The sequence below is a fragment of the Weissella soli genome (genome assembly GCF_001761545.1).
GTDB lineage: Bacteria > Bacillota > Bacilli > Lactobacillales > Lactobacillaceae > Weissella > Weissella soli.
The window spans coordinates 1,574,135-1,597,210 of the sequence record NZ_CP017326.1; the positions used below are offsets into that span (position 1 = coordinate 1,574,135).

The window sequence follows — 23,076 nt, forward strand, 5'->3', positions numbered from 1 at the left end:
TCTGTAAATTGCATTGAACTTTGAAACCACGTTATCTGTTACTACTTGGTTAAGTCCTCGAACCATTAGTACTAGTCCGCTCCATGCTTCGCAGCACTTCCACTTCTAGCCTATCTACCTCATCATCTATAAGGGGTCTTACTTCATTTCTGAATGGGAAATCTCATCTCGAGGCGAGTTTCACACTTAGATGCTTTCAGCGTTTATCTCATCCGTACATAGCTACTCAGCGATGCTCCTGGCGGAACAACTGATACACCAGAGGTACGTCCACCCCGGTCCTCTCGTACTAAGGGCAGCTCCTCTCAAATTTCCTACGCCCGCGACGGATAGGGACCGAACTGTCTCACGACGTTCTGAACCCAGCTCGCGTACCGCTTTAATGGGCGAACAGCCCAACCCTTGGGACCGACTACAGCCCCAGGATGCGATGAGCCGACATCGAGGTGCCAAACCTCCCCGTCGATGTGGACTCTTGGGGGAGATGAGCCTGTTATCCCCAGGGTAGCTTTTGTCCGTTGAGCGATGGCCCTTCCATGCGGAACCACCGGATCACTAAGTCCTACTTTCGTACCTGCTCGACTGGTAAGTCTCACAGTCAAGCTCGCTTGTGCCTTTACACTCTGCGAATGATTTCCAACCATTCTGAGCGAACCTTTGAGCGCCTCCGTTACTTTTTAGGAGGCGACCGCCCCAGTCAAACTGCCTGCCAGACACTGTCTTCCACCACGCTTAGTGGTGTGAGTTAGAGTGATCATACAACGAGGGTAGTATCCCACCATTGCCTCCATCGAAACTAGCGTTCCGACTTCTACGGCTCCTACCTATCCTGTACAAGCTGCACAAGCACTCAATATCAAGCTACAGTAAAGCTCCATGGGGTCTTTCCGTCCTGTCGCGGGTAACCCGCATCTTCACGGGTATTTAAATTTCACCGAGTCTCTCGTTGAGACAGTGCCCAGATCGTTACGCCTTTCGTGCGGGTCGGAACTTACCCGACAAGGAATTTCGCTACCTTAGGACCGTTATAGTTACGGCCGCCGTTTACTGGGGCTTCAATTCGTACCTTCGCCGAAGCTAAGCACTCCTTTTAACCTTCCAGCACCGGGCAGGCGTCAGCCCCTATACGTCATCTTACGATTTTGCAGAAACCTGTGTTTTTGATAAACAGTCGCCTGGGCCTATTCACTGCGGCTCAGCTTGCGCTGAGCACCCCTTCTCCCGAAGTTACGGGGTCATTTTGCCGAGTTCCTTAACGAGAGTTCACTCGCACACCTTAGGATGCTCTCCTCGACTACCTGTGTCGGTTTGCGGTACGGGCAGGTAAATACTAACTAGAAGCTTTTCTTGGCAGCGTGACATCACAGACTTCCCTACTTTATTTCGGTCCCCATCATCACTTGTCCTATGAGGAATAAGCATTTAACTACTTCCAAGACTTGTGATTTAGCCCAGCATTTCCAGCCGCTGGGTTCTGTTAGCCTTCTGCGTCCCTCCATCGTTCAAACATATTCACCTGGTACAGGAATCTCAACCTGTTATCCATCGACTACGCCTCTCGGCCTCGCCTTAGGTCCCGACTAACCCTGGGAGGACGAGCCTTCCCCAGGAAACCTTAGTCATACGGTGGACAGGATTCTCACCTGTCTTTCGCTACTCATACCGGCATTCTCACTTGTAAGCGCTCCACCAGTCCTCACGGTCTGACTTCATCGCCCTTACAACGCTCTCCTATCGCGCCACTTACGTGGCACCCGCAGTTTCGGTAGTGTGTTTAGCCCCGGTACATTTTCGGCGCAGAATCACTCGACTAGTGAGCTATTACGCACTCTTTAAATGATGGCTGCTTCTGAGCCAACATCCTAGTTGTCTGTGCAACTCCACATCCTTTTCCACTTAACACACATTTAGGGACCTTAACTGGCGGTCTGGGCTGTTCCCCTTTCGACAATGGATCTTATCACTCACTGTCTGACTCCCGGACATACGTCATTGGCATTCGGAGTTTATCTTAATTTGGTAACCCGAGATGGGCCCCGCACCAAAACAGTGCTCTACCTCCAAGACGCTACATTCCGAGGCTAGCCCTAAAGCTATTTCGGAGAGAACCAGCTATCTCCAAGTTCGATTGGAATTTCACCGCTACCCACACCTCATCCTAGCATTTTTCAACATGCACAGGTTCGGGCCTCCAGTGCGTCTTACCACACCTTCACCCTGGACATGGGTAGGTCACCTGGTTTCGGGTCTACAACCACATACTATCTCGCCTATTTCAGACTCGCTTTCGCTTCGGCTCCGGTCTTTCCACCTTAACCTCGCATGGGATCGTAACTCGCCGGTTCATTCTACAAAAGGCACGCTATCACCCATTAACGGGCTCTAACTTCTTGTAGGCACATGGTTTCAGGAACTTTTTCACTCCCCTTCCGGGGTGCTTTTCACCTTTCCCTCACGGTACTGGTTCACTATCGGTCACTAGGTAGTATTTAGCCTTGGGAGATGGTCCTCCCAGATTCCGACCGGATTTCACGTGTCCGGCCGTACTCAGGATCCTGTACGGGAGATGGCTTGCTTTCGTTTACGGGGCTATCACCCTGTCTCGCGTGGCTTCCCAACCACTTCAACTAACAAACCATTTTGTAACTCCACAACGACAGTCCTACAACCCCAAGATGCAAGCATCTTGGTTTGGGCTTTTCCCGTTTCGCTCGCCGCTACTCAGGGAATCGATTTTTCTTTCTACTCCTGTTGCTAATGAGATGTTTCAGTTCACAACGTCTACCTTCAAACAGCCTATGTATTCAACTGCTGATAACTTGCATAACAAGTTGGGTTCCCCCATTCGGAAATCCCCGGATCAAAGCTTACTTACAGCTCCCCGAGGCATATCGGTGTTAGTCCCGTCCTTCATCGGCTCCTAGTGCCAAGGCATCCACCATGCGCCCTTAATAACTTAACCTATCAGCTTACGCTGATGATTCAAGTTCGAGTATGTGACCATAAAGGTCACTTGCGATTATTACTAATTAAAGTAATGAACTTGTTTTAAAACTCAAAAAAATAACGCGGTGTATTTCTCGGTTCAATTTAATTTAAATTGAAATTTAAAAATTTACATTAATATGATTCAGTTTTCAAAGAACTAATTGCTATGATCACAACGTGATCAATGGGCCTGACAGGACTCGAACCTGTGACCCCTGCGTTATCAACACAGTGCTCTAACCAACTGAGCTACAGGCCCATATAAATCATTATATGACTATTTACATTGAGTGTAAGACACTCAAAACTGAATAACGTTTCAACGCTGTGTAGGTTTCCGATTTTCCTTAGAAAGGAGGTGATCCAGCCGCAGGTTCTCCTACGGCTACCTTGTTACGACTTCACCCTAATCATCTGTCCCACCTTAGGCGGCTGGCTCCTATAAAGGTTACCCCACCGACTTTGGGTGTTACAAACTCTCATGGTGTGACGGGCGGTGTGTACAAGACCCGGGAACGTATTCACCGCGGCGTGCTGATCCGCGATTACTAGCGATTCCGACTTCGTGTAGGCGAGTTGCAGCCTACAGTCCGAACTGAGACATACTTTAAGAGATTAGCGCACCCTCGCGGGTTGGCGACTCGTTGTATATGCCATTGTAGCACGTGTGTAGCCCAGGTCATAAGGGGCATGATGATTTGACGTCATCCCCGCCTTCCTCCGGTTTGTCACCGGCAGTCTCGCTAGAGTGCCCAACTGAATGCTGGCAACTAACAATAAGGGTTGCGCTCGTTGCGGGACTTAACCCAACATCTCACGACACGAGCTGACGACAACCATGCACCACCTGTCACTTTGTCCCCGAAGGGAAAGCTCCATCTCTGGAGTGGTCAAAGGATGTCAAGACCTGGTAAGGTTCTTCGCGTTGCTTCGAATTAAACCACATGCTCCACCGCTTGTGCGGGTCCCCGTCAATTCCTTTGAGTTTCAACCTTGCGGTCGTACTCCCCAGGCGGAGTGCTTAATGCGTTAGCTACGCCACTCAAGGGCGGAAACCCTCGAACAGCTAGCACTCATCGTTTACGGTGTGGACTACCAGGGTATCTAATCCTGTTTGCTACCCACACTTTCGAGCCTCAACGTCAGTTACAGTCCAGAAAGCCGCCTTCGCCACTGGTGTTCTTCCATATATCTACGCATTTCACCGCTACACATGGAGTTCCACTTTCCTCTACTGCACTCAAGTCATCCAGTTTCCAAAGCAATTCCTCAGTTGAGCTGAGGGCTTTCACTTCAGACTTAAATAACCGTCTGCGCTCGCTTTACGCCCAATAAATCCGGATAACGCTTGGGACATACGTATTACCGCGGCTGCTGGCACGTATTTAGCCGTCCCTTTCTGGTAAGATACCGTCACTACTTGAACAGTTACTCTCAAGTACATTCTTCTCTTACAACAGTGCTTTACGAGCCGAAACCCTTCATCACACACGCGGCGTTGCTCCATCAGGCTTGCGCCCATTGTGGAAGATTCCCTACTGCTGCCTCCCGTAGGAGTATGGGCCGTGTCTCAGTCCCATTGTGGCCGATCAGTCTCTCAACTCGGCTATGCATCATCGTCATGGTGAGCCATTACCTCACCATCTAACTAATGCACCGCGGGACCATCTCTTAGTGATAGCAGAACCATCTTTCAAATAAAAACCATGCGGTTTTTAGTGTTATACGGTATTAGCATCTGTTTCCAAATGTTATCCCCTGCTAAGAGGTAGGTTTCCCACGTGTTACTCACCCGTTCGCCACTCCTTGCATTGTTTTAAATCATATTGTGCAAGCACGCTATTCATTAAAACCACAAGGCGTTCGACTTGCATGTATTAGGCACGCCGCCAGCGTTCATCCTGAGCCAGGATCAAACTCTCAATTTGAAAGCTTGAGTATAACTCAATCTTTGTTATGTTTAACCAATGTTAAACGAATTTACTAGCGAATTGACTTCGCAAATGTTTTTTGCTTCAAATTCTAAAATTTGAAGACCCTACACATTTGATCATCGAAACGTTATTCAGTTTTCAATGTCCTACTTCGTTGCCTCACGCGACAACTTATATATCATATCAATTATCAAATAACTTGTCAACACTTTTTGTTAACTTAATTAAATTGAATTAATATGTGTTATCGCAAATATCTCGCTGACAACTCAATCTATATTACGCATGCTTTGACCAAATGTCAATACTTTTTGCCAACAAAGTTTTTATTATGTCGAAACCGTTTTGTGCCAAACAAAAAGCTGCGAAGATTTTCATCCCCACAGCTTAGACTAATTCACTTTTAACTCTGAAAAAAAGACCGTCGCATCCCCAATAATTTGCTCCACCCGATCAGGTGCCGAGATGCGCTCGAGATTAATCGCCATCATATGAGCAGTCAGCTTGGCATATTGTAGTAGTCCCGCAAAAGGATAAACCACAAAACTAGTCCCAACAATCACAATCAAATCAGCTGTGGCAACCCATTGCGCAGCCTCATCCACTCTAAATGGAATCTCACCATATAACGTAATGGCCGGCCGAAGCAATTCCCCATTAGCTGCATACATAGATTGCAAATATTGATCCACTGTAGCTGGCTGCTTAGTCTGAGTCCCATAGATTCTATATAGCGACCCGTGAAACTCCAAAACATGCTCAGCGCCTGCTTTAGTATGCAAACCATCGACGTTTTGTGTCACAATTCTAGCCCGACCTTGTTGCGTTAATGTTGCCATCTTCTGATGAATGATATTTGGTTCAGCAGCGGGAAAATACATATTATCCCGCATAAACTGATACATTTTCTCAGGAGCTTCCCGCAATGCATCCGTACTCAATAAATACTCCGGTCGCAAGGTAATCCCATCATATAACCCCCCCTTAGATCGATAGTCGGGAATACCAGATGCCGTTGAAACACCTGCACCGGTTAAAAAAACAATGTGCTGTGCTTCATCAAATTGTTTCTGCACTGCTTCAGTGATCATGGCATCTCCTCCTAAAATTAGCGCATAGTAAATGGTTGTTTCATTTGATCAAACAAGTCTTGCACTGGCATGGCGTACAACTCCTTAAACCAATCAGCAGTAGCTTCAGTTGGGGCAGCTAAGACAAAACTATTTTGCCCAGAAGACTTCTGTAACCCAACATAGGCCGTGTCACCAGTCACTTGGTTCAACAAATCCACATGCTTAATATCAAACACTTGGGCCACAGGTAAACGCAATTGCCGTTCTGAAAGAACAGGCGTCACTGTCGTGAACTCTTTACTATTCAACTCTGGTAATTGCCAAGTGATCATCATCGCATCAAACCCATCAAAGGCGGTCACAATCGCTTGATGCAACGTGAATGCATCCACGATATGGTCAATTGCCATTTGATCAAAAATCAACGTAGCACCTTGCCAAGCTTCTGGGAATGCATCCATAAAAGTAGCCGTGAAAGCAGTCGTGTCAGTCGGCACGTTATGCATGAAAACCTTCGCATCTAGCAAAGTCAACAAACGTAAGGCAGCTTCATCACGATTACCTGGTGTTTCCTTGGTCAAAGTGGTCATGACTCCCTTGGCATAGGCCTCCGCAACTTCAGCCGTTAGCAAACCGTGTTTGGCTTGTTCACGATAGATGATTGCATGCAGAGCTGGCCGATAAAGATACGTAGCCATCACCATTAATTGGTTGGTCACATCCTCATCCCCAGTTTTTAATTGAAAATAGACCTGTGGAAATCCTGATAATGTCAACAACATGTGCAACAACTCATGTGTCGCCTGGAAATCCGGAGCTGTCGCGTCAGTGACTTCAACCATTAAACGCGTTTCCAACATTTCAGTTGTCACCTGATCATGAGTGATTATCCCTGAAGCCTCACCTTGGCCCCGTAAAATGACAGACCCTGGGTAAACTTGATTAACTTGCTCTAACAACTTTAATGTATCATCTAAAAATTTCATTTCACTCATTTTCCATTTCGTAGTGCATGCAGCAATGACCGTGCATGTGTTTCATCAATTTTATCAGCTTGTTGAATCAGGTCGGTCAGCTTGCCAACCTCATCGGGCTGAGCACCCACTTGTAATGCTAACGACTTGGCCTGCAATGCCATATGCCCTGCTTGAATACCTGTGGAAACCAACGCACGCAACGCAGCTAAGTTCTGGGCCAACCCAACCGCTGCAACAATCGCTGTTAACTCCTCAACCGTGGGATTCCCCATGATCTGATGGTTCAACTTAACTGCTGGTACAATACCGATTGAACCACCAACCACCCCCAATAACAAGGGTAGGGTGGTCTCGCCCACTAATTCAGCCCCAGCAACCGTCCAACGCGTCAAACCGCGATATTGACCTGACCGCGCAGCAAAAGCATGCAAAGTCGCATTGACTGCCCGCGTGTCATTACCACTGGCTAGCACTGCGGCCTCAATGCCATTGAGCAAGCCTTTATTGGCCGTCGCCGCACGGTAAGGTGATAGCGTTTCAATCAAACTGGCTTCAGCAATCTTTGCCACAATTTCTGCGCCCGTCACCCCTTGCTTCGTTGCAAGGGCAGCAACTGGTATCCGGACGGTCGCGTGAATTAACGCCTCACTGGCCAAGTTTGACAAGATTGCCATTAAAACCGAATATCCTTGCCCACGTAATTCATCAGCAACCGCTTCAGCCATGGTATTCACGACATTGGCACCCATGGCAGCTTGTGGATCAACTAAAATATTGACAATCGCCCGCTGTTCGTCCAATTGCTCGAAAAGAATTGACTTCGCACCACCACCACGGCGGGCCATCGAAGGATGTGCAGCATTGGCAATTTGCAGCAATTCTGTTTCATGCAACGTCACATATTGCTGCAACGTGACCATGTCAATAATATCCGTCAGAATAATTTGCCCGCGCACTAACCGTTGTGATGCTTGGGTTTGCACCCCAAGGCCAGCGCGCATCATTTTAGCACCGTTATTTGCGGCCGCAATGACACTCGGTTCCTCTGTGCTCATCGGTACGTTCACTAAGCGACCATTCACCGGCAAATCAATTAACAAGCCTGTTGGTACACCAAAATTATAAAGATAATTTTCAACCTGATTATCCCCGATGACCGATTGATGCAGACGCATCATCGTCGTTTGTTCATCCGAAAGGCCAATTTCTGCGGCTAACAATGCAATGCGTTCAGCCATCGAGCGTTTGTAAAATCCCGTTAGATTTGCCATCATGCTTCCTCTTTCACTTGGTGATACAGAACCTGACCTGCGTCATTTCGATACGCGTAAAGATGTGTCGTGGCATCGAGCATCCCCATATCTAGCATCTGTTTCCCATCGATTTCTGCGATACCATTAATCAAGTGTGGCACGAAATTATGAATTAACGACCACATCGCAACCCGCTCATTCGTCTTGGCCACAGCAGCTTTAAGCGTGTAGCCCTCATCGAGTAACGCCTTAATGCTTGAGACACGGACGAATGTGCTAAATGTGTAAACGCGCGCATCCTGTTCACCAGCCCGTTCAATCGACGAAACAATTCCCTTACTCTCCCAGTACCGCAATTGACGTGTTGACACACCCGTCATTGCGGCCATCTCACCAATGCGGAACTGGAATTTATCTGAATTAAAGGCACTTTTTATAATGTTTGCTTGGTCATATCCCATAATCACATCCCAACGCTCTCCTAGTATTATCTACCTATATTGTCAGGTCAATTGACAAGGTTGTCAATCGTTCCAGCCCATCCTGTGGTGTTTTACTTCATCGCAACAAAAAAGCCGTAGTAGTTCTACCTACTACGACTTTCATCTCATTATGGATTTGGTGTATCATCCTCACTCGAACCACCATCTGTTGTATCCCCGCCATCGGGATTCGTTTGCTGGATACGTGACGTGTTTGTTTTTGGCAAATCCTTTTCGGGCGCATCTGTGTTATACAAATTCTGCGTCATCTTATCATTGTTTTTAGTATATTGATCCGTTGAGCGGACACCCATACTCTTCTCAAGTTTGATCAACTTATTTAAACCATTGGAATAATTATAGTTCTTGGCCTTAATACCCTTAAAGCCCTTAGGTGTATAGAAGCGTAACAGATCTTTTTGGTTAACCGAATCGGAAACCGCCAATTGCTTGTTCACTTCCTTTTGATACTTCTTGACTAGCTTTTGCTGAGCGGTTGTCCAATCATCCTCAGCAATGACCTTACCATTCTTATCATACAAGTTACCATTCACGTAGCTATACTCAGCACTAACCCAATCCTTATCACGGAAGGCGACTACTTTTGAACGCTTTGATGACAGTAAATCTTGACCAACATTCACATACTTCGATGGATTTTTAACCCCAAGCAGACGTAACAGCGTTGGCATGACGTCAATTTCACCACCATACGTATCTTTGACACCACCATCAGTGTAACCAGGAATGTTAACCATAAATGGTACCCGTTGCATTTGGGCATTATCCCAATCCGTCCAATTGTCAGCATTCTTGCCAAGCACTGAGGCTAAAGTTTTATTTTCTGAATTGGAAATACCATAATGATCACCATACAAAACAACAATTGAATTGTTATACAGACCCGACTTCTTGAGATATTTATAGAACTCAGCAATCGATTGATCAAGGTAATGATTCGTTTCAAAATAACCATTTACAACATCTGAATCGGTACTAGTTGTCTTAAAATTGGCATCCTTATCAGTTTCATCCAAGTCATACGGGAAGTGGTTTGTCACGGTAATATACTTTGCATAAAATGGTTGTTGTAGACGTTCCAAATATGGAATTGAATCATAAAATAACAACTTGTCCTTCAGTCCATAGCCCATGGCCTTCTCACCGGAAGTGTCATAATAACTGGCATCAAAGAAGTACTGGTAACCCATATTCTTATAGGTATTACTACGATTCCAGAAACTAGCATTATTACCATGAAAAACAGCAGATGAGTAACCCTCTGTTTGACGCAAAATCGCTGGCATGGCCTCAAACGTTTGATCTGAACCTTGGGTGGCAAAGAGTGAGCCCGTAGGCAAACCAAAGAGCCCCGTCTCCAACATTGTTTCCGCGTCAGAAGTCTTACCCTGACCCACTTGATTAAAGAAATTACTAAAAGCAATCGTCGACTTAGAATGATAGATACTATTTAGCGTTGGTGTGACCTCTTTACCATTGACCTTCAAATCAATGACGAATTGTTGAAAGGACTCCAAGTGAATCACAAAGACATTCTTGCCCTTAGCAACCCCGACATACTTAGCATTATCTGAAACATTATGTTTTTTGACATACGCTAATACTTTATCAATGTCTGACTTCTTAGCTGATTTACGTTGTTCGTTCACCCGTTGGACGCGCAGCCCATCAAAAGCAGTATAGGCATCCAACCCTAAGTACTTTACCAAATACTTGGAATCAAACTGACGCGTGATCAATTGGGGCCGGTCGATTTCACCAAGCGTTAAGGTGATTAAAAATAGGAATAATGCAAACGTGGTGAAACTAAAGCCCATCAATTTAGTCGTTGCTAATTTATCAAAACGAAACTTCTTCATAAAGAACAAGACAACGAACACCACCACATCTGCCCAAAAGAAAATGTCATGGATATTAGTCAGCGCAAATCCTGAAGCACCCAGACCCTGGTTCACCTTGTCATAACCCAACATCGTTGAAACGGACATAAAGTCTGAAAATTCACGATAATAGATGACATTCAACTGTAAAAGCACCACATTGATGACATACATAATGATGGCAACTGGGTAGAATAGTTTGGCCTTATGAAAATAGAAGGCCACACCAATCAACAACAATGCCAACGGCAAGGGGTTGATTAGAGTAGTAATAATTTGGATAATACTTGATCCACTAAATAAATTGAAATCAAGCACGTCAGCCATCATTGTTTTAGCCCAAACTAATAGGACCAACAGCAAAACAAAGCCTACCCGTGACTTCAACCAATCAATTCGACCATAATGTCTCATGAAAAAAACTCCTTCTTTGAGGATGCTCCTCTAGATCAAATATTTTAAAATAGTAGTTATCAACATAACAGGTCTGGTTTATCCCCGTGATAACCCTATGATTAAGTCATTAATTAAAAAACCTTTTTAACTGGTTTAACTTTCCTATTATAGCGTAAAATATTCTTAAACAACTTAAAGCGCCTAGCTTGGTTTACTAAAAAGGAGCATATTATGCCAGAAAACGAATTGATTGTTAGCAAAGAATACGGTATTGGCCATCTTAGCGATCTCGCTTTGGCTATCCGTAAAACCGTTTTTGTCACTGAACAAAAGGTACCCCTTGAACTTGAGCTAGACGACTTTGATGATGCAACAACTCATTATATCGGCTTCGTCAGTGATCGGGCTACTACGACCGCTCGTGTCCATATTATGGATACCGGTAATTGGCACGTGCAACGCGTCGCAACTTTACCGGAAGAACGCGGTAAGGGGTTCTCATCGGTAATTATGAATGCCATCATTGATGATGCCAAGGAAGCGGGTGCACCCCAAATTGAATTAGGTGCACAACTAGAGCGACGTTCATTTTATGAAAAATTTGGCTTCAAAGCCGTCGGGGATACCTTCCTAGATGCCGGCATTGAGCACATTGAAATGATTTTACCATTAAAATAATTTAATTAAATAAACGAACACGACCAGCACTTGCTCTATGAGTAAGTGCTGGTCGTGTTCGTTTTCTATTACTTGGACAGAAAATTTGCTAAGGATGGGGATACTAGCCGCTGATTACCACTTAATATCTTCCGCTTTGATAAACCGTAATTCAAATAAATAATTCTCAACTTGCTGTTTTGTCCACTTGCTACCCTTTGCTGGCAACAAACGAACTTCATCCTTCAAACGCTTGATAAATTTTACATCCATCGGAATTCCATCAATGGCGACATTTTTTGCCAAAACATCTGCGAATTGCTTGTCCGTTAATCCATTTTCATACATTGTGTTTTCATCACTTTCTTAGATCATAATACCTAAACTCATTTTACGGCTTTTTCGACTTTCCAACAATAGACAGGTCTGGACGCAGCGGGAAACGGCTATCATGGGCTACTTACCACAAATCATCGCACCAGCCATTTTATCGCAAATAGACAAATAAATGACACAAACAGCTACCGATTTGTAGACCATTCATGCCATTTATTTACTACTCCACTTAATTGCTATTCAACGTCATTAGTATCGTCTAATGCACGCTCCAACAATTCAGTTACTTCAGCTGGTTGAACGCCAGCTTCAGGAGCTGCTGGCAATGCTTCACCACCAACGACATCCTCAACTAACCCCACCTCGTCAGCAGCATCGACCGTCGCGAATGTTGCTACCTTAGCATCATCCCCCAAACGCATCAAACGCACACCTTGAGTTGATCGACCGGTTTGTGACACTGATTCAACCGTGAAGCGAATCATGACACCTTGATCAGTTGTCAACATAATGTCTTCTTCACCATGAACCACCGCGATACCAACAAGGGGACCATTCTTTTCAGTGATATTGGCCGTCTTGATACCCTTACCACCACGACCCTTAATTGGGTATTCAGTAACAGAAGTACGCTTACCAAAGCCGTTTTCCGTGATAACTAGAATTTCTTCATCATCATGACGGACATCTGCACCAACAACAAAATCACCATCACGCAGTGTGATACCCTTAACGCCGGCAGCTGAACGACCCATTGAACGGACAACAGCTTCTTTAAATGATACTGAGTATCCAGTATGCGTACCAATGAAGATATTTTCTTCACCATTCGTAATAATCACTGAATTCAACTCATCTTCATCACGCAAAGTCAAAGCCTTCAATCCATTCGTACGGATATTACCGAACTCACGAACTGGCGTCCGCTTAACCACCCCGTTACGAGTGACAAAGAACAGGAAGTCATTAGACTCACTAGCATCACCACGGACAGCTACTACCTTTTGAATATTCTCGCTGTCTTCAAGCTTGCCCAATAAGTTAATCACTGGGATTCCCTTAGCAGTCCGACCGTATTCTGGAATCTCATATCCCTTCATACGGAAGACACGACCACGACTAGTGAAGAACAACAACGTATCATGTGTACTAGTACCAATCAATTGATCAATGTAGTCATCGTCGTTCAATCCCATACCTTGGACACCACGACCACCACGGTTTTGTGCACGGAATTCAGTAGCTGCGACACGCTTGATGTAGCCATTATTTGTCAAAGTGACAATGACATCTTCTTCTTCAATCAAGTCTTCATCTTCCAAACTCGTAACCCCGCCAGCTTGCAATTCAGTACGACGCTCATCGCCGTACTTTGCTTGAATTTCAAGCAATTCATTGTAGATGATTTCATCGACACGCTTTGGATTAGCTAAAATATCCTTCAATTCCGTAATTTGAGCCATCAACCCTTGGTATTCATCTTCAATTTTATCGCGTTCCAAACCGGTCAAACGTACCAAACGCATGTCCAAAATGGCTTGGGCTTGCTTATCTGATAGAGCATAGTCGCTCATTAACTTGCTTTTAGCAATATCTGATGTTGCGGAAGAACGAATAATATTGATAATAGCATCGATATGATCTAAAGCAATCCGCAATCCTTCAAGGATATGGGCGCGGGCTTCAGCCTTCTTCAACTCAAATTTAGTACGACGAGTCACCACTTCTTGCTGGTGCTCCAAGTAAGCTTCCAAAATGGCCTTCAAACCAAGCAATTTAGGTTCGCCATCCTTAACTGCCAACATATTGAAGCTAAAGTTTGTTTGCAACAACGTATTTTTGTATAAGTTATTCAAAACAACTGAAGCTGATGCATCACGACGCACCTCAATAGCAACTCGATAGCCTTGACGGTCAGATTCATCGTTAACCGAGGTAATACCATCGATACGCTTTTCGCGTGCTAACTCAGAAATATGTTGAATCAATTTTGCCTTGTTGACCATAAATGGTAACTCAGTAACGACAATCCGTTCCTTACCACTCTTTTCGATCTCGATTTCAACCTTTGAACGAACTGTGACCGTACCCTTACCGGTTTCATAGGCGCGTCGAATACCTGACTTACCCATAACAATCGCTCCGGTTGGAAAGTCTGGACCCGGAATAGCCTCCATCAACTCGGCCGTTGTAACATCTGGATTATTCATCAACATGTGAATACCAGAAATAACTTCACCCAAGTTGTGTGGTGGAATATTTGTCGCCATACCAACAGCGATACCAGTTGCACCATTCACCAAAAGATTTGGGAAACGGGCTGGTAGCACCACAGGCTCCCGATCAGATCCATCATAATTATCGATAAAATCGCTCGTGTCCTTGTTGATATCCCGCAACATTTCCGTCGCAATTTTTGACAAACGGGCTTCGGTATAACGCATTGCGGCCGCTGGGTCACCATCAATTGAACCAAAGTTACCGTGACCATCAACTAGCATATAACGATAACTAAAGTCTTGGGCCATACGAACCATTGATTCGTAAATCGCTGAGTCACCGTGGGGGTGATACTTACCCATGACATCACCGACGATACGGGCTGACTTTTTGTGGGCCTTATCTGGTGTGACACCCAATTCATTCATACCGTACAAAATACGACGATGAACGGGCTTCAAACCATCACGCACGTCAGGCAAAGCACGCGCAACGATAACGGACATTGCGTAATTTAAAAATGAATTACGCATCTGATCGCCAAGTTTAGCTGACTTGATGCGACTGTCCAAAGCATTTTCTTCTTCAGCCATTTTTTCCTCCTATATGAAGTTTCATATAGTGCTTTCACACTGTTTCCTAGACACGCACTGATTTAAACATCCAATTCAGCGTAACGCGCATTTTGTTCGATAAACTCACGACGAGGTTCAACCTTATCACCCATCAACATACTAAATACTTGATCAGCTTCAACGGCATCATCGAGCTCAACGCGCAACATACGACGCACTTTTGGATCCATCGTTGTTTCCCAGAGTTGTTCGGCATCCATTTCACCAAGTCCCTTGTATCGTTGGATAGTTGGTTTTGGTGAAGCTGGTAAGGTTGGCAAAATCTCATTTAACTCTTGATCGGAGTCAAGATACTTCACAAACTTACCTTGGCGTATTTGATACAAAGGTGGTTGTGCAATATACACGTAACCAGCTTCCAATAATGGGCGCATATAACGGTAAATCAAAGTCAACAACAATGTACGAATGTGGGCACCATCGACATCGGCGTCCGTCATGATAATTAACTTATGATAATGCACCTTTGACACATTAAATTCATTACCAAAACCAGTTCCCATGGCTGTGAACAGAGAACGAATTTCTTCATTACCCAAAATTCGTTCCATCGTGGCTTTCTCGACGTTCAAAATCTTACCGCGAATTGGCAAAATAGCTTGCGTCAATCGATCACGACCTTGCTTGGCTGAACCACCGGCAGAGTCTCCCTCAACAATAAATAGTTCTGAAACTGCTGGATCCTTCGAAGTGTTATCAGCCAATTTACCTGGCAAATTTGAAATTTCTAAACCTGACTTCTGACGCGTAGCTTCACGGGCACGCTTGGCGGCAGCACGTGCTTTACCAGCTAAAATTCCCTTTTCAACGATTTGTTTAGCCACAGTTGGATTTTCCAACATAAACCGATTGAATGTATCTGAGAACATACGATCGACCGCCGTACGCGCATCAGAATTACCCAACTTTGTCTTTGTTTGTCCTTCAAACTGTGGGTCAGGGTGCTTAACAGAAACGATTGCCGTCAAACCTTCACGCACATCATCACCACTGAGTGCTTCATCATTTTCCTTCAAGATATTATTCTTACGGGCATAATCATTGATTACCCGTGTCAACGCTGTCTTGAAACCGGTGATGTGTGTCCCACCTTCAATCGTGTTGATGTTATTAGCAAACGACAACATATTCTCGTGGAAGTCATCCGTATATTGCAATGACACTTCTACCTCGATACCGTTTTCGCTACCCTCAACATAAATGGGCTCTTCAAAAATTGGCGTCTTGTTAGTGTTCAAATACTCAACATATTGCTTAATTCCACCTTCATAATGGAAGGTCGTCGTTTCTGGCTCTGCTTCACGATTATCCGTGATTGAAATGCGCAATCCTTTATTCAAGAAGGCCAATTCACGGACACGGGTAGTCAGCGTTTTAGCATCGAACGTGGTTGTCTCATTAAAAATATCTGCATCTGGCAAGAAATGAACAATTGTTCCACGTGAAACAGGTTGGCCTGCAGCAGAAATCTCTTTGATTGATGTCTTAACATGTCCACGCTCAAAGTCCATGTAATAGGCTTTATTATCACGAACAACGATTGCTTCTAGACTAGTTGATAGTGCATTAACCACTGAGGCTCCAACACCGTGTAGTCCTCCAGAAACTTTGTAGCCACCGCCACCAAATTTTCCACCAGCATGCAAAACGGTAAACACTGTTTCAAGGGCTGATTTACCTGTCTTTTGTTGAACGTCAACTGGAATACCACGCCCATCGTCAGTGACGGTGATTGAGTTATCTTTTTCAATCGTAACCGTAATGTGACTAGCAAAACCGGCCAAGGCTTCATCAATTCCGTTATCGACGATTTCCCATACTAAGTGGTGCAATCCTTGACTCGTCGTTGTACCAATGTACATTCCTGGACGCTTACGAACCGCCTCAAGTCCTTCTAGAACTTGAATTTGGCTGGCATCATAATCGCCAGCATTTGTATGCGTTTGTGTGATATCTTCATCTGCCATGCTTACTCCTCTCCTGATTCAGTAAGTGTTCCTGCTGAAACGTTAAAAATCTTAGGTTCATTAATTAATTGCTTAGCCACATCGCTTAATGAAGGCGTCGTAATAAAGGTTTGTACCTTATCTTGGATTGCTGTTAGGAGATGTGTTTGGCGCGTTGTATCCAACTCTGACAACACATCATCCAACAAAAGAATCGGATATTCCCCTGTCTCTTGCTTCATGAGATCAATTTCGGCGAGCTTTACTGCTAAAGCAGTCGTCCGTTGCTGACCTTGTGAACCAAATGTCGCCACGTCGTGATCATTGACATTGAACAACAAATCATCACGATGGGGCCCAAGCAATGTGGTCCCCATGATAATTTCACGGGGTTGTAAATTTTCAAAACGTGCCATCATGGCTTGCTTAATCGTGACTTCATCCCCAAGTTCATCAGCATGTAGCTGTGAAACATAGTTAATTTGCAATGATTCAGTTCCTTGCGTGATGGCCGCATGAATAGGTGCCGCGGCCGCATCTAATTTTTTCAATAAATGCAACCGACGAACAATCAACTCACTAGCAAAATTAGTGAGTTGATCCGTTAAAACTTCTAAGAACAAGATGTCTTTAGCCTGTTTTGATTGAAGTTGTTTTAAATATTGATTGCGCTGCTTTAAAACAGCTCGATACTGATTCGCTATGTATAAGTACTTTGGACTCATCTGGCTAAATTCGCGATCAATGAAACTACGTCGAATGGTTGGCGCCCCTTTGACCAAAGCCAAATCTTCCGGTGCAAACAAAATGACATTTAGCTGACCGATATAATTCGCGAGCTTGGCTTGATCCAAGTGATTCATGCGCGCTTTCTTACCTTTGTTGGTAAACATCAGCGACAAAGGGACATTCCCGTATTGTTTTTTGACGATACCTTGCACGCTAGCTTCCTTACCATCCCAACCGATTAATTCTTTATCGGTGGTGGTGCGATGCGAGCGTGTCAAAGCTAAGACATAAATTGCCTCCAATAAATTCGTTTTTCCCTGGGCATTTGGTCCTAAAAAGACGTTCACACCTGGCACGAACTCGACGGATAGCTCCTTATAATTACGAAAGTTTCGAAGCTGCAATGATTGCAATTCCATTAGGCTTGTGACTCACCACCATTGATGATAAAGCGCTCGCCTCCTGGCAATGCCACGATGTCCCCAGGGTATAGCTTACGCCCACGACGATCATCATGTTCTTCGTTCACTAGAACTTCATTCTCTTTCAAAAACCATTTGGCTTGGCCGCCGGTTGAGATGATACTCTCTTCTTTAAGTAATTGACCCAATGTAATAAATGGGGTTTTGATGGACACTTCTGTTGCCAAATCTCTGTCCTTTCTACCGGAAAAATTCCAGTCTAAAAAAGTAACTTAACTCTTAGTATTATACTCTTTTTTTAATGGTTTCTCAATGTAACTACCGCTTATTTTGCCTTCTAAGCGCTTTTAGGTATGATGAGAGACTATTATCAAAAGACAGTTATTCGTCACGAGAGGTTTATTTGTACCCGTTTTTCAAAATTTGAGGTCTTTTGGCATGATTTACTGACCTATCAACTCATGTTATGGTGATACAAGACACCAACGGAGGACCTTTTATGGAAACATTTATTGAAGAAGTCATTAGCCAATATGGCTATGTGGCCCTTGTATTACTGCTGGCGATCGAAAATATCTTTCCGCCCATCCCCTCAGAATTAATTCTAACTTTCACGGGATATGCTACAACGACGGTTCTAAACCCCATCTGGGCGGTCATTTTCGCAACTTTAGGTTCGATGATTGGGGCCATTATCCTCTATTGGATTGGCACCCAACTGACTTTGACTCGCCTGGAACATTTAGTGAATTCTAAAATCGGTAAAATTTTGCATCTGAAAATGGCCGATTTTATTAAAGCCGAGATGAGCTTTACGAAATATGGGTATTGGTCTGTTTTCATTGGTCGCTTCATTCCAGTAGTGCGCAGTTTAATTTCTGTACCTGCTGGCATGACAAGGATGAACTTTCCCCGTTTCTTACTTTTTAGTACATTAGGTTCGATTATTTGGAACAGCGTTTTAATTAGTTTAGGCTATTACGCCGGTAAAGCCTGGCAACATGTATTGGTCCAATTTGAAACTATCACGATGTATTTTAAATACGTCCTCATTTTGATTGCTGGCTTTCTTATCATCTACTTCATCTGGACTCGTTTTATTAAAAAAGCACCTAAAGAATGATTTTCACTCAAAAACCTCATTAAAATCCTAACAAAAAGCGACTTGTAACTGGTTCCAAACCATTACAAGTCGCTTTTGATATACAAATTATATTTTATTTGTCGAATGAAGTATCCACAAAATACTAAACAACATGTTCACTAAAATGATACCGATCAGCCAGGCCAACCAAAAATACCATTTCTTGGTTTTATGATGCCACACTAAACCACCCAGTAAAGCACCATAACCACCAAAAATTACTGCCATGGTTAAGAGCGTTTTTTCGGGCGTCCGCCAAGCATGCGCAATCGCTTTGCGTTTATCCGCTGCATATGCTGCCAACACCATAATATTCCAGATGAATACGACTAGGATACTTATTCCAAATAAGGTCATATCGCAATCTCGCAATCAATTAGTAAGTACGAACTGGTGTAATCAAGTAGATGAAATTCATCGCATTATTCGTTGGTACTAATGTGAACGGATCCAAGGGTGTCTTAAAACCAATTTGAATCTCGGTATCGCCGAATGTACGTAAAGCATCCTTCATGTAATCAGGGTTGAATGAAATTGTAATTTCATCACCAGCTGTTTCGGCGGCAAAGATTTCTTCTTCAACTTTTCCAACTTCTGGTGAATTTGATGAAATCATCGATGAATTTGCTGAAATTGAAAATTGAATGACATTTGAACGGCCTTCATGTGATAGCAAGGCGGCTCGATCAATGGTTTGCGCCAACTCACGCGCGTTGATGGTCAGTGTTGTCCGCTTTTCAGTGGGAATCAAACGTGACGCATCTGGGTAGTTACCCTCCAACAAACGTGAATAGAACAATGTATTAGCACCTAATTGGAAGATAATCTGGTTTTCAGCAACCCGAATTTCAACCGTTTCAACTTCTTCCAACATCCCAACTAATTGCTTTAACGAATCACCTGGTACAACGATGTCTGCTTCAACATCACTTTCACCAAAGTTTAGCGTACGTTGTGCCAAACGGTGACGATCAGTTGCAACGGCTGTCAAGTTACCACTAGCTAAAACAAAGTGTACCCCTGTCAAAATTGGTTGGCTTAATTGTTTTGAAACTGAGTCAATGGTTTGACGAATCACTTCAACTAGCGTATCTGCTGGTAAGATCAATTGATTTTTAATCGTAATTTCTGGCAAATGTGGATAGTTGTTCGCATCTTGACCATTAATATCGAATTCGGCAGAACCTGAATTGATCTTTGCTTGGAAACCAGTGGTTTGCGTCAAAGTCATTTCTTCACCTGGCAAGCGCTTCACGATATTCGTAAAGAACGTTGCTGGTAAGGCAATGGCTCCGATTTCTTGGATTTGCAAATTGGCACTGTCATCGGTCTTTTCAATGGTTGTTTCAATAGAAATATCAGTATCTGAACCAGTCAATGTAATGCCTGTCTCTTCAACAACCATCTTAATATGCGTCAAGATTGGCATTGATGCTCGTGAAGAGATCGCACGGTTAACATAGTTCAACGCTTTAATAAATGCTGATCGATTTATTGTAAATTGCATTTTGTATACTCCCAAGTCAGTTAGATTAATTTTATTTTAGCCGGGCTTAATTGACTTATTTATTAATACTTAGAAGTAATAATAATAATAAGGGCTGTGGAAACTGTGGAAAAGTCTCGTGTAGCCAATGTTATCAAGGAATGAAGCCTTCTGAAAATGTTGTGGAAAACTTTGAAAAACTAAATTATTTATCCACAGTCTATTCGGTCAATTTAGTGCGAATAGCTTGTAATTGACGTTCAACTGTATTGTCTTCATCCACTAGTTTAGCAATTTTTTCGGTTGAATGCATGACGGTTGTGTGATCTTTGTTACCAAAGGCTACTCCAATTTGGGGTAATGATTCTTGGGTGATCTCACGTGATAAGTACATCGCCACTTGACGAGCAAAGACAACCGGTTTAGTACGACCCTTACCAATGATATCAGCTACCGGTACATTGAAGTACTCTGAAACCGCTGATTGGACTAAAGGAATCGTAATGACACGATGACGTTCATAATTCATTGATTCCAGGATTGCCTGGGCATCTTTTAACGTGACTTCAGTCGTACCAAACTTCGCCTTGGCCACAATTTTATTGAAGACCCCCTTCAGCTCACGAACGTTAGTATCAACGGCACCAGCGACTTCTTCGATAATCTCTTTGCTGATCGCCACGTTTTGATGTTCTGCTTCATTCATCAAAATACCAATTCGTGCGTTGACATCGGGCTTGGTGATATTGGCCGTGAAGCCTTGTGAGAAGCGGGATACCAGCCGATTTTCAACACCAGCAATCTGGTTAGGGGCTTTATCGGAAGTCATCACGATCTGGTGCCCATTACGCGTAATGACATTAAAGGTGTTGAAGAATTCTTCTTGTATTTTACGGTCAGTATCGGGATTACTGTTCCCAGATAAGAATTGCACGTCGTCGACTAATAACAGATCAACACCACGGTATTCAGATTTAAACTCTTCTGCTCGGCCCATCCGCAAAGCATCAAACCAGTCATTGGTAAATTCTTCAGTGGTGATGAATTTAACCTTGGCGTTAGGATTACGTTGCATCACATCGTTGCCAATTGATTGCATTAAGTGGGTTTTACCTAAGCCTGAATCACCATAGATGAACATGGGATTCCATTGTGTGCTTAGAGGGTGTTCAGCAATGGAGCGTGCGACACTGACCGCTTCTTGATTATTGATTGATGGCACGTAGCTATCAAATGTGTATGAAGCATCTAATTTAGAATCGGTCATCCATTCAGGTGTATCAGCTAAGTTTAATGTAATTTGTTCTTCATGGCGCGTTTCAACCACAGGTTGGGCAACGGTTTGTGTTGCAATCAACGTCACTAGCGGTTGTACGAAAACAGGGGTGCCATTTAAGACCATCGTTGCCTGCATCGCAGCTTGGACAAATGGTTGGTAGTAGTCACCACTTTGTTGCCATTGCTCAGCTACTTGCTCATGTGATGTGGTTAGGTATAAAACCGCGGTGCCATTGTCTTTAATCTCAAAACTCACCGCAGTCAATGACCCGACAAATGTTTCATAAGTTAGGCCAGATGCAACGGTTGCCTGCAAGTTTTGTTTGATGGCGTCCCAAAGTTGGTTATGATCCATGGGAGAGCCTCCTTCATCCTTAAAATCGATTTCTATATTTGGCAATAACAGCAAAAAGTGCGTTATCACATGTTACACAGGCTAAAAAAATCAGTCTACGCAATTTAACATAAGACTATTCTATCAAGGTTCCAGCGAGTTTTCCACAGGAGAACAGTTTAATAATTTTTAACTACATAACGATTTGTGATGTCCACACCCTGTGGAAAAAGATTTGCACTAATTCACAGGGATGTGAAAAAAAGAAGCAGTCCGCATGTGGAAAAGTGTGGAAAAGTCGCAGAAGCTAGTGATATCCACGGGTTGTTGTGGATAAATTTGAACGTAAAACACTAGTTTTCAACAGGTTATCCACATTTCCACAGGCAGTATTAGGGTTTTTATACCACCCTGTGGATATTGTGGATAACCTGTGGAAACTGTGGAAAAACTCAAAAACAGGGTCCACCCCTTACGTAATTGCTAACATAACGTAAAGTTAGATTGGGGATAAAATTCATACAAAATAGTTGTATATTTATGCTTATACAAAGTAAAGAAAAGGTTAAGAAGATAAAGAGGGTTGCTTACCTGCCGTAATTCTGGTAACATTAGTTATTGAATTTGTGGTTTGGCTCTGCCAGCCGCAGGCCAAATCTAACTACGAATGGGAGGTGTCATCTTATGAAGCGTACATACCAACCTAAGAAGCGTCACCGCGAGCGTGTACACGGATTCCGTAAGCGCATGAGCACAAGCAACGGACGTAAGGTACTTGCACGTCGCCGCCAAAAGGGCCGCAAGGTATTGTCAGCCTAATTAGGGTTACTGATAAAAGCGAACACGCGCGGTTCGGCCAAATGGCTGAGCTGCGCGTTTTGTTTT

The 23,076-nt window shown here is 43.8% G+C and carries 16 protein-coding genes, 1 tRNA gene and 2 rRNA genes; 3 read left to right on the plus strand and 16 right to left on the minus strand.

From position 1 onward, the window contains the following. Window positions 1–45: 45 nt before the first annotated feature. From WSWS_RS07595 to WSWS_RS07630, 8 genes are all read right to left on the minus strand, one after another. Window positions 46–2,962, minus strand: a 23S ribosomal RNA gene (locus WSWS_RS07595). A gap of 211 nt (window positions 2,963–3,173) precedes the next feature. Next, window positions 3,174–3,247 (minus strand) — tRNA-Ile (locus WSWS_RS07600). Window positions 3,248–3,339: 92 nt separating this feature from the next. Beyond that, a 16S ribosomal RNA gene (locus tag WSWS_RS07605) occupies window positions 3,340–4,916 on the minus strand. Together the 16S and 23S rRNA genes with 1 tRNA gene alongside form the textbook arrangement of a ribosomal RNA operon. Before the next feature lie 398 nt (window positions 4,917–5,314). Then, window positions 5,315–6,013 (minus strand): NAD-dependent protein deacylase, encoded by a 699-nt coding sequence (locus tag WSWS_RS07610; RefSeq protein ID WP_070230695.1) that lies wholly within the window; start codon window positions 6,011–6,013, stop codon window positions 5,315–5,317. 17 nt (window positions 6,014–6,030) lie between these two features. Further along, window positions 6,031–6,990, minus strand: coding sequence for an IpaB/EvcA family protein (locus tag WSWS_RS07615; RefSeq protein WP_237342586.1), 960 nt, complete (start codon window positions 6,988–6,990; stop codon window positions 6,031–6,033). After that, window positions 6,987–8,243 (minus strand): hydroxymethylglutaryl-CoA reductase, degradative, encoded by a 1,257-nt coding sequence (locus WSWS_RS07620; RefSeq protein WP_070230696.1) that lies wholly within the window; start codon window positions 8,241–8,243, stop codon window positions 6,987–6,989. Before WSWS_RS07620 ends, WSWS_RS07615 begins: the two co-directional genes overlap by 4 nt. Continuing rightward, entirely contained in the window at window positions 8,243–8,686 is a 444-nt protein-coding gene (locus WSWS_RS07625; RefSeq protein ID WP_070230697.1) for a MerR family transcriptional regulator, read from the minus strand. Before WSWS_RS07625 ends, WSWS_RS07620 begins: the two co-directional genes overlap by 1 nt. Before the next feature lie 149 nt (window positions 8,687–8,835). Continuing rightward, window positions 8,836–11,022 (minus strand): LTA synthase family protein, encoded by a 2,187-nt coding sequence (locus WSWS_RS07630; RefSeq protein WP_070230698.1) that lies wholly within the window; start codon window positions 11,020–11,022, stop codon window positions 8,836–8,838. 213 nt (window positions 11,023–11,235) lie between these two features. Here WSWS_RS07630 and WSWS_RS07635 point away from each other — a divergent pair, with 213 nt between their 5' ends. After that, window positions 11,236–11,682, plus strand: coding sequence for a GNAT family N-acetyltransferase (locus WSWS_RS07635; RefSeq protein WP_070230699.1), 447 nt, complete (start codon window positions 11,236–11,238; stop codon window positions 11,680–11,682). A gap of 114 nt (window positions 11,683–11,796) precedes the next feature. Here WSWS_RS07635 and WSWS_RS07640 read toward each other — a convergent pair whose 3' ends face one another. The 5 genes from WSWS_RS07640 to yaaA all read right to left on the minus strand — a co-directional run bounded on the left by WSWS_RS07640 (window position 11,797) and on the right by yaaA (window position 18,176). Continuing rightward, a complete protein-coding gene (locus tag WSWS_RS07640; protein WP_070230700.1) occupies window positions 11,797–12,009 on the minus strand; it encodes a hypothetical protein in 213 nt (70 codons plus the stop codon). A 224-nt stretch (window positions 12,010–12,233) separates the two neighbouring features. Then, window positions 12,234–14,810 (minus strand): DNA gyrase subunit A, encoded by a 2,577-nt coding sequence (gene gyrA / locus WSWS_RS07645; protein ID WP_070230701.1) that lies wholly within the window; start codon window positions 14,808–14,810, stop codon window positions 12,234–12,236. 62 nt (window positions 14,811–14,872) lie between these two features. Then, window positions 14,873–16,819, minus strand: coding sequence for a DNA topoisomerase (ATP-hydrolyzing) subunit B (gyrB, locus tag WSWS_RS07650; RefSeq protein ID WP_070230702.1), 1,947 nt, complete (start codon window positions 16,817–16,819; stop codon window positions 14,873–14,875). A gap of 2 nt (window positions 16,820–16,821) precedes the next feature. Continuing rightward, entirely contained in the window at window positions 16,822–17,946 is a 1,125-nt protein-coding gene (gene recF, locus WSWS_RS07655; protein ID WP_070230703.1) for a DNA replication/repair protein RecF, read from the minus strand. Next, complete coding sequence (yaaA, locus tag WSWS_RS07660) at window positions 17,946–18,176, minus strand: S4 domain-containing protein YaaA (protein WP_070230704.1); 231 nt, start codon at window positions 18,174–18,176, stop codon at window positions 17,946–17,948. Before yaaA ends, recF begins: the two co-directional genes overlap by 1 nt. Before the next feature lie 272 nt (window positions 18,177–18,448). Here yaaA and WSWS_RS07665 point away from each other — a divergent pair, with 272 nt between their 5' ends. Continuing rightward, window positions 18,449–19,072: a DedA family protein gene (locus WSWS_RS07665; RefSeq protein ID WP_070230705.1), complete on the plus strand. Its 624-nt coding sequence runs from the start codon at window positions 18,449–18,451 to the stop codon at window positions 19,070–19,072. Between the two features lie 87 nt (window positions 19,073–19,159). Here WSWS_RS07665 and WSWS_RS07670 read toward each other — a convergent pair whose 3' ends face one another. From WSWS_RS07670 to dnaA, 3 genes are all read right to left on the minus strand, one after another. Beyond that, complete coding sequence (locus tag WSWS_RS07670) at window positions 19,160–19,450, minus strand: DUF1294 domain-containing protein (RefSeq protein WP_070230706.1); 291 nt, start codon at window positions 19,448–19,450, stop codon at window positions 19,160–19,162. 19 nt (window positions 19,451–19,469) lie between these two features. Beyond that, window positions 19,470–20,600 (minus strand): DNA polymerase III subunit beta, encoded by a 1,131-nt coding sequence (dnaN, locus tag WSWS_RS07675; protein ID WP_070230707.1) that lies wholly within the window; start codon window positions 20,598–20,600, stop codon window positions 19,470–19,472. Window positions 20,601–20,799: 199 nt separating this feature from the next. After that, entirely contained in the window at window positions 20,800–22,212 is a 1,413-nt protein-coding gene (gene dnaA, locus WSWS_RS07680) for a chromosomal replication initiator protein DnaA (RefSeq protein WP_070230708.1), read from the minus strand. 663 nt (window positions 22,213–22,875) lie between these two features. On the opposite strand from dnaA, the gene rpmH reads away from it, so the two are divergent. Beyond that, on the plus strand, window positions 22,876–23,010 hold the full coding sequence (gene rpmH, locus WSWS_RS08140; protein WP_002828338.1) for a 50S ribosomal protein L34: 135 nt from the start codon (window positions 22,876–22,878) through the stop codon (window positions 23,008–23,010). Window positions 23,011–23,076 lie beyond the last annotated feature (66 nt).

Bases quoted from the DNA above. Each gene is read 5' to 3' on its own strand.
- WSWS_RS07610 (WP_070230695.1), bottom strand. From the start codon at position 6,013: ATGATCACTGAAGCAGTGCAGAAACAATTTGATGAAGCACAGCACATT.
- WSWS_RS07615 (WP_237342586.1), bottom strand. From the start codon at position 6,990: ATGAGTGAAATGAAATTTTTAGATGATACATTAAAGTTGTTAGAGCAA.
- WSWS_RS07620 (WP_070230696.1), bottom strand. From the start codon at position 8,243: ATGGCAAATCTAACGGGATTTTACAAACGCTCGATGGCTGAACGCATT.
- WSWS_RS07625 (WP_070230697.1), bottom strand. From the start codon at position 8,686: ATGGGATATGACCAAGCAAACATTATAAAAAGTGCCTTTAATTCAGAT.
- WSWS_RS07630 (WP_070230698.1), bottom strand. From the start codon at position 11,022: ATGAGACATTATGGTCGAATTGATTGGTTGAAGTCACGGGTAGGCTTT.
- WSWS_RS07635 (WP_070230699.1), top strand. From the start codon at position 11,236: ATGCCAGAAAACGAATTGATTGTTAGCAAAGAATACGGTATTGGCCAT.
- WSWS_RS07640 (WP_070230700.1), bottom strand. From the start codon at position 12,009: ATGTATGAAAATGGATTAACGGACAAGCAATTCGCAGATGTTTTGGCA.
- gyrA (WP_070230701.1), bottom strand. From the start codon at position 14,810: ATGGCTGAAGAAGAAAATGCTTTGGACAGTCGCATCAAGTCAGCTAAA.
- gyrB (WP_070230702.1), bottom strand. From the start codon at position 16,819: ATGGCAGATGAAGATATCACACAAACGCATACAAATGCTGGCGATTAT.
- recF (WP_070230703.1), bottom strand. From the start codon at position 17,946: ATGGAATTGCAATCATTGCAGCTTCGAAACTTTCGTAATTATAAGGAG.
- WSWS_RS07665 (WP_070230705.1), top strand. From the start codon at position 18,449: ATGGAAACATTTATTGAAGAAGTCATTAGCCAATATGGCTATGTGGCC.
- WSWS_RS07670 (WP_070230706.1), bottom strand. From the start codon at position 19,450: ATGACCTTATTTGGAATAAGTATCCTAGTCGTATTCATCTGGAATATT.
- dnaN (WP_070230707.1), bottom strand. From the start codon at position 20,600: ATGCAATTTACAATAAATCGATCAGCATTTATTAAAGCGTTGAACTAT.
- dnaA (WP_070230708.1), bottom strand. From the start codon at position 22,212: ATGGATCATAACCAACTTTGGGACGCCATCAAACAAAACTTGCAGGCA.
- rpmH (WP_002828338.1), top strand. From the start codon at position 22,876: ATGAAGCGTACATACCAACCTAAGAAGCGTCACCGCGAGCGTGTACAC.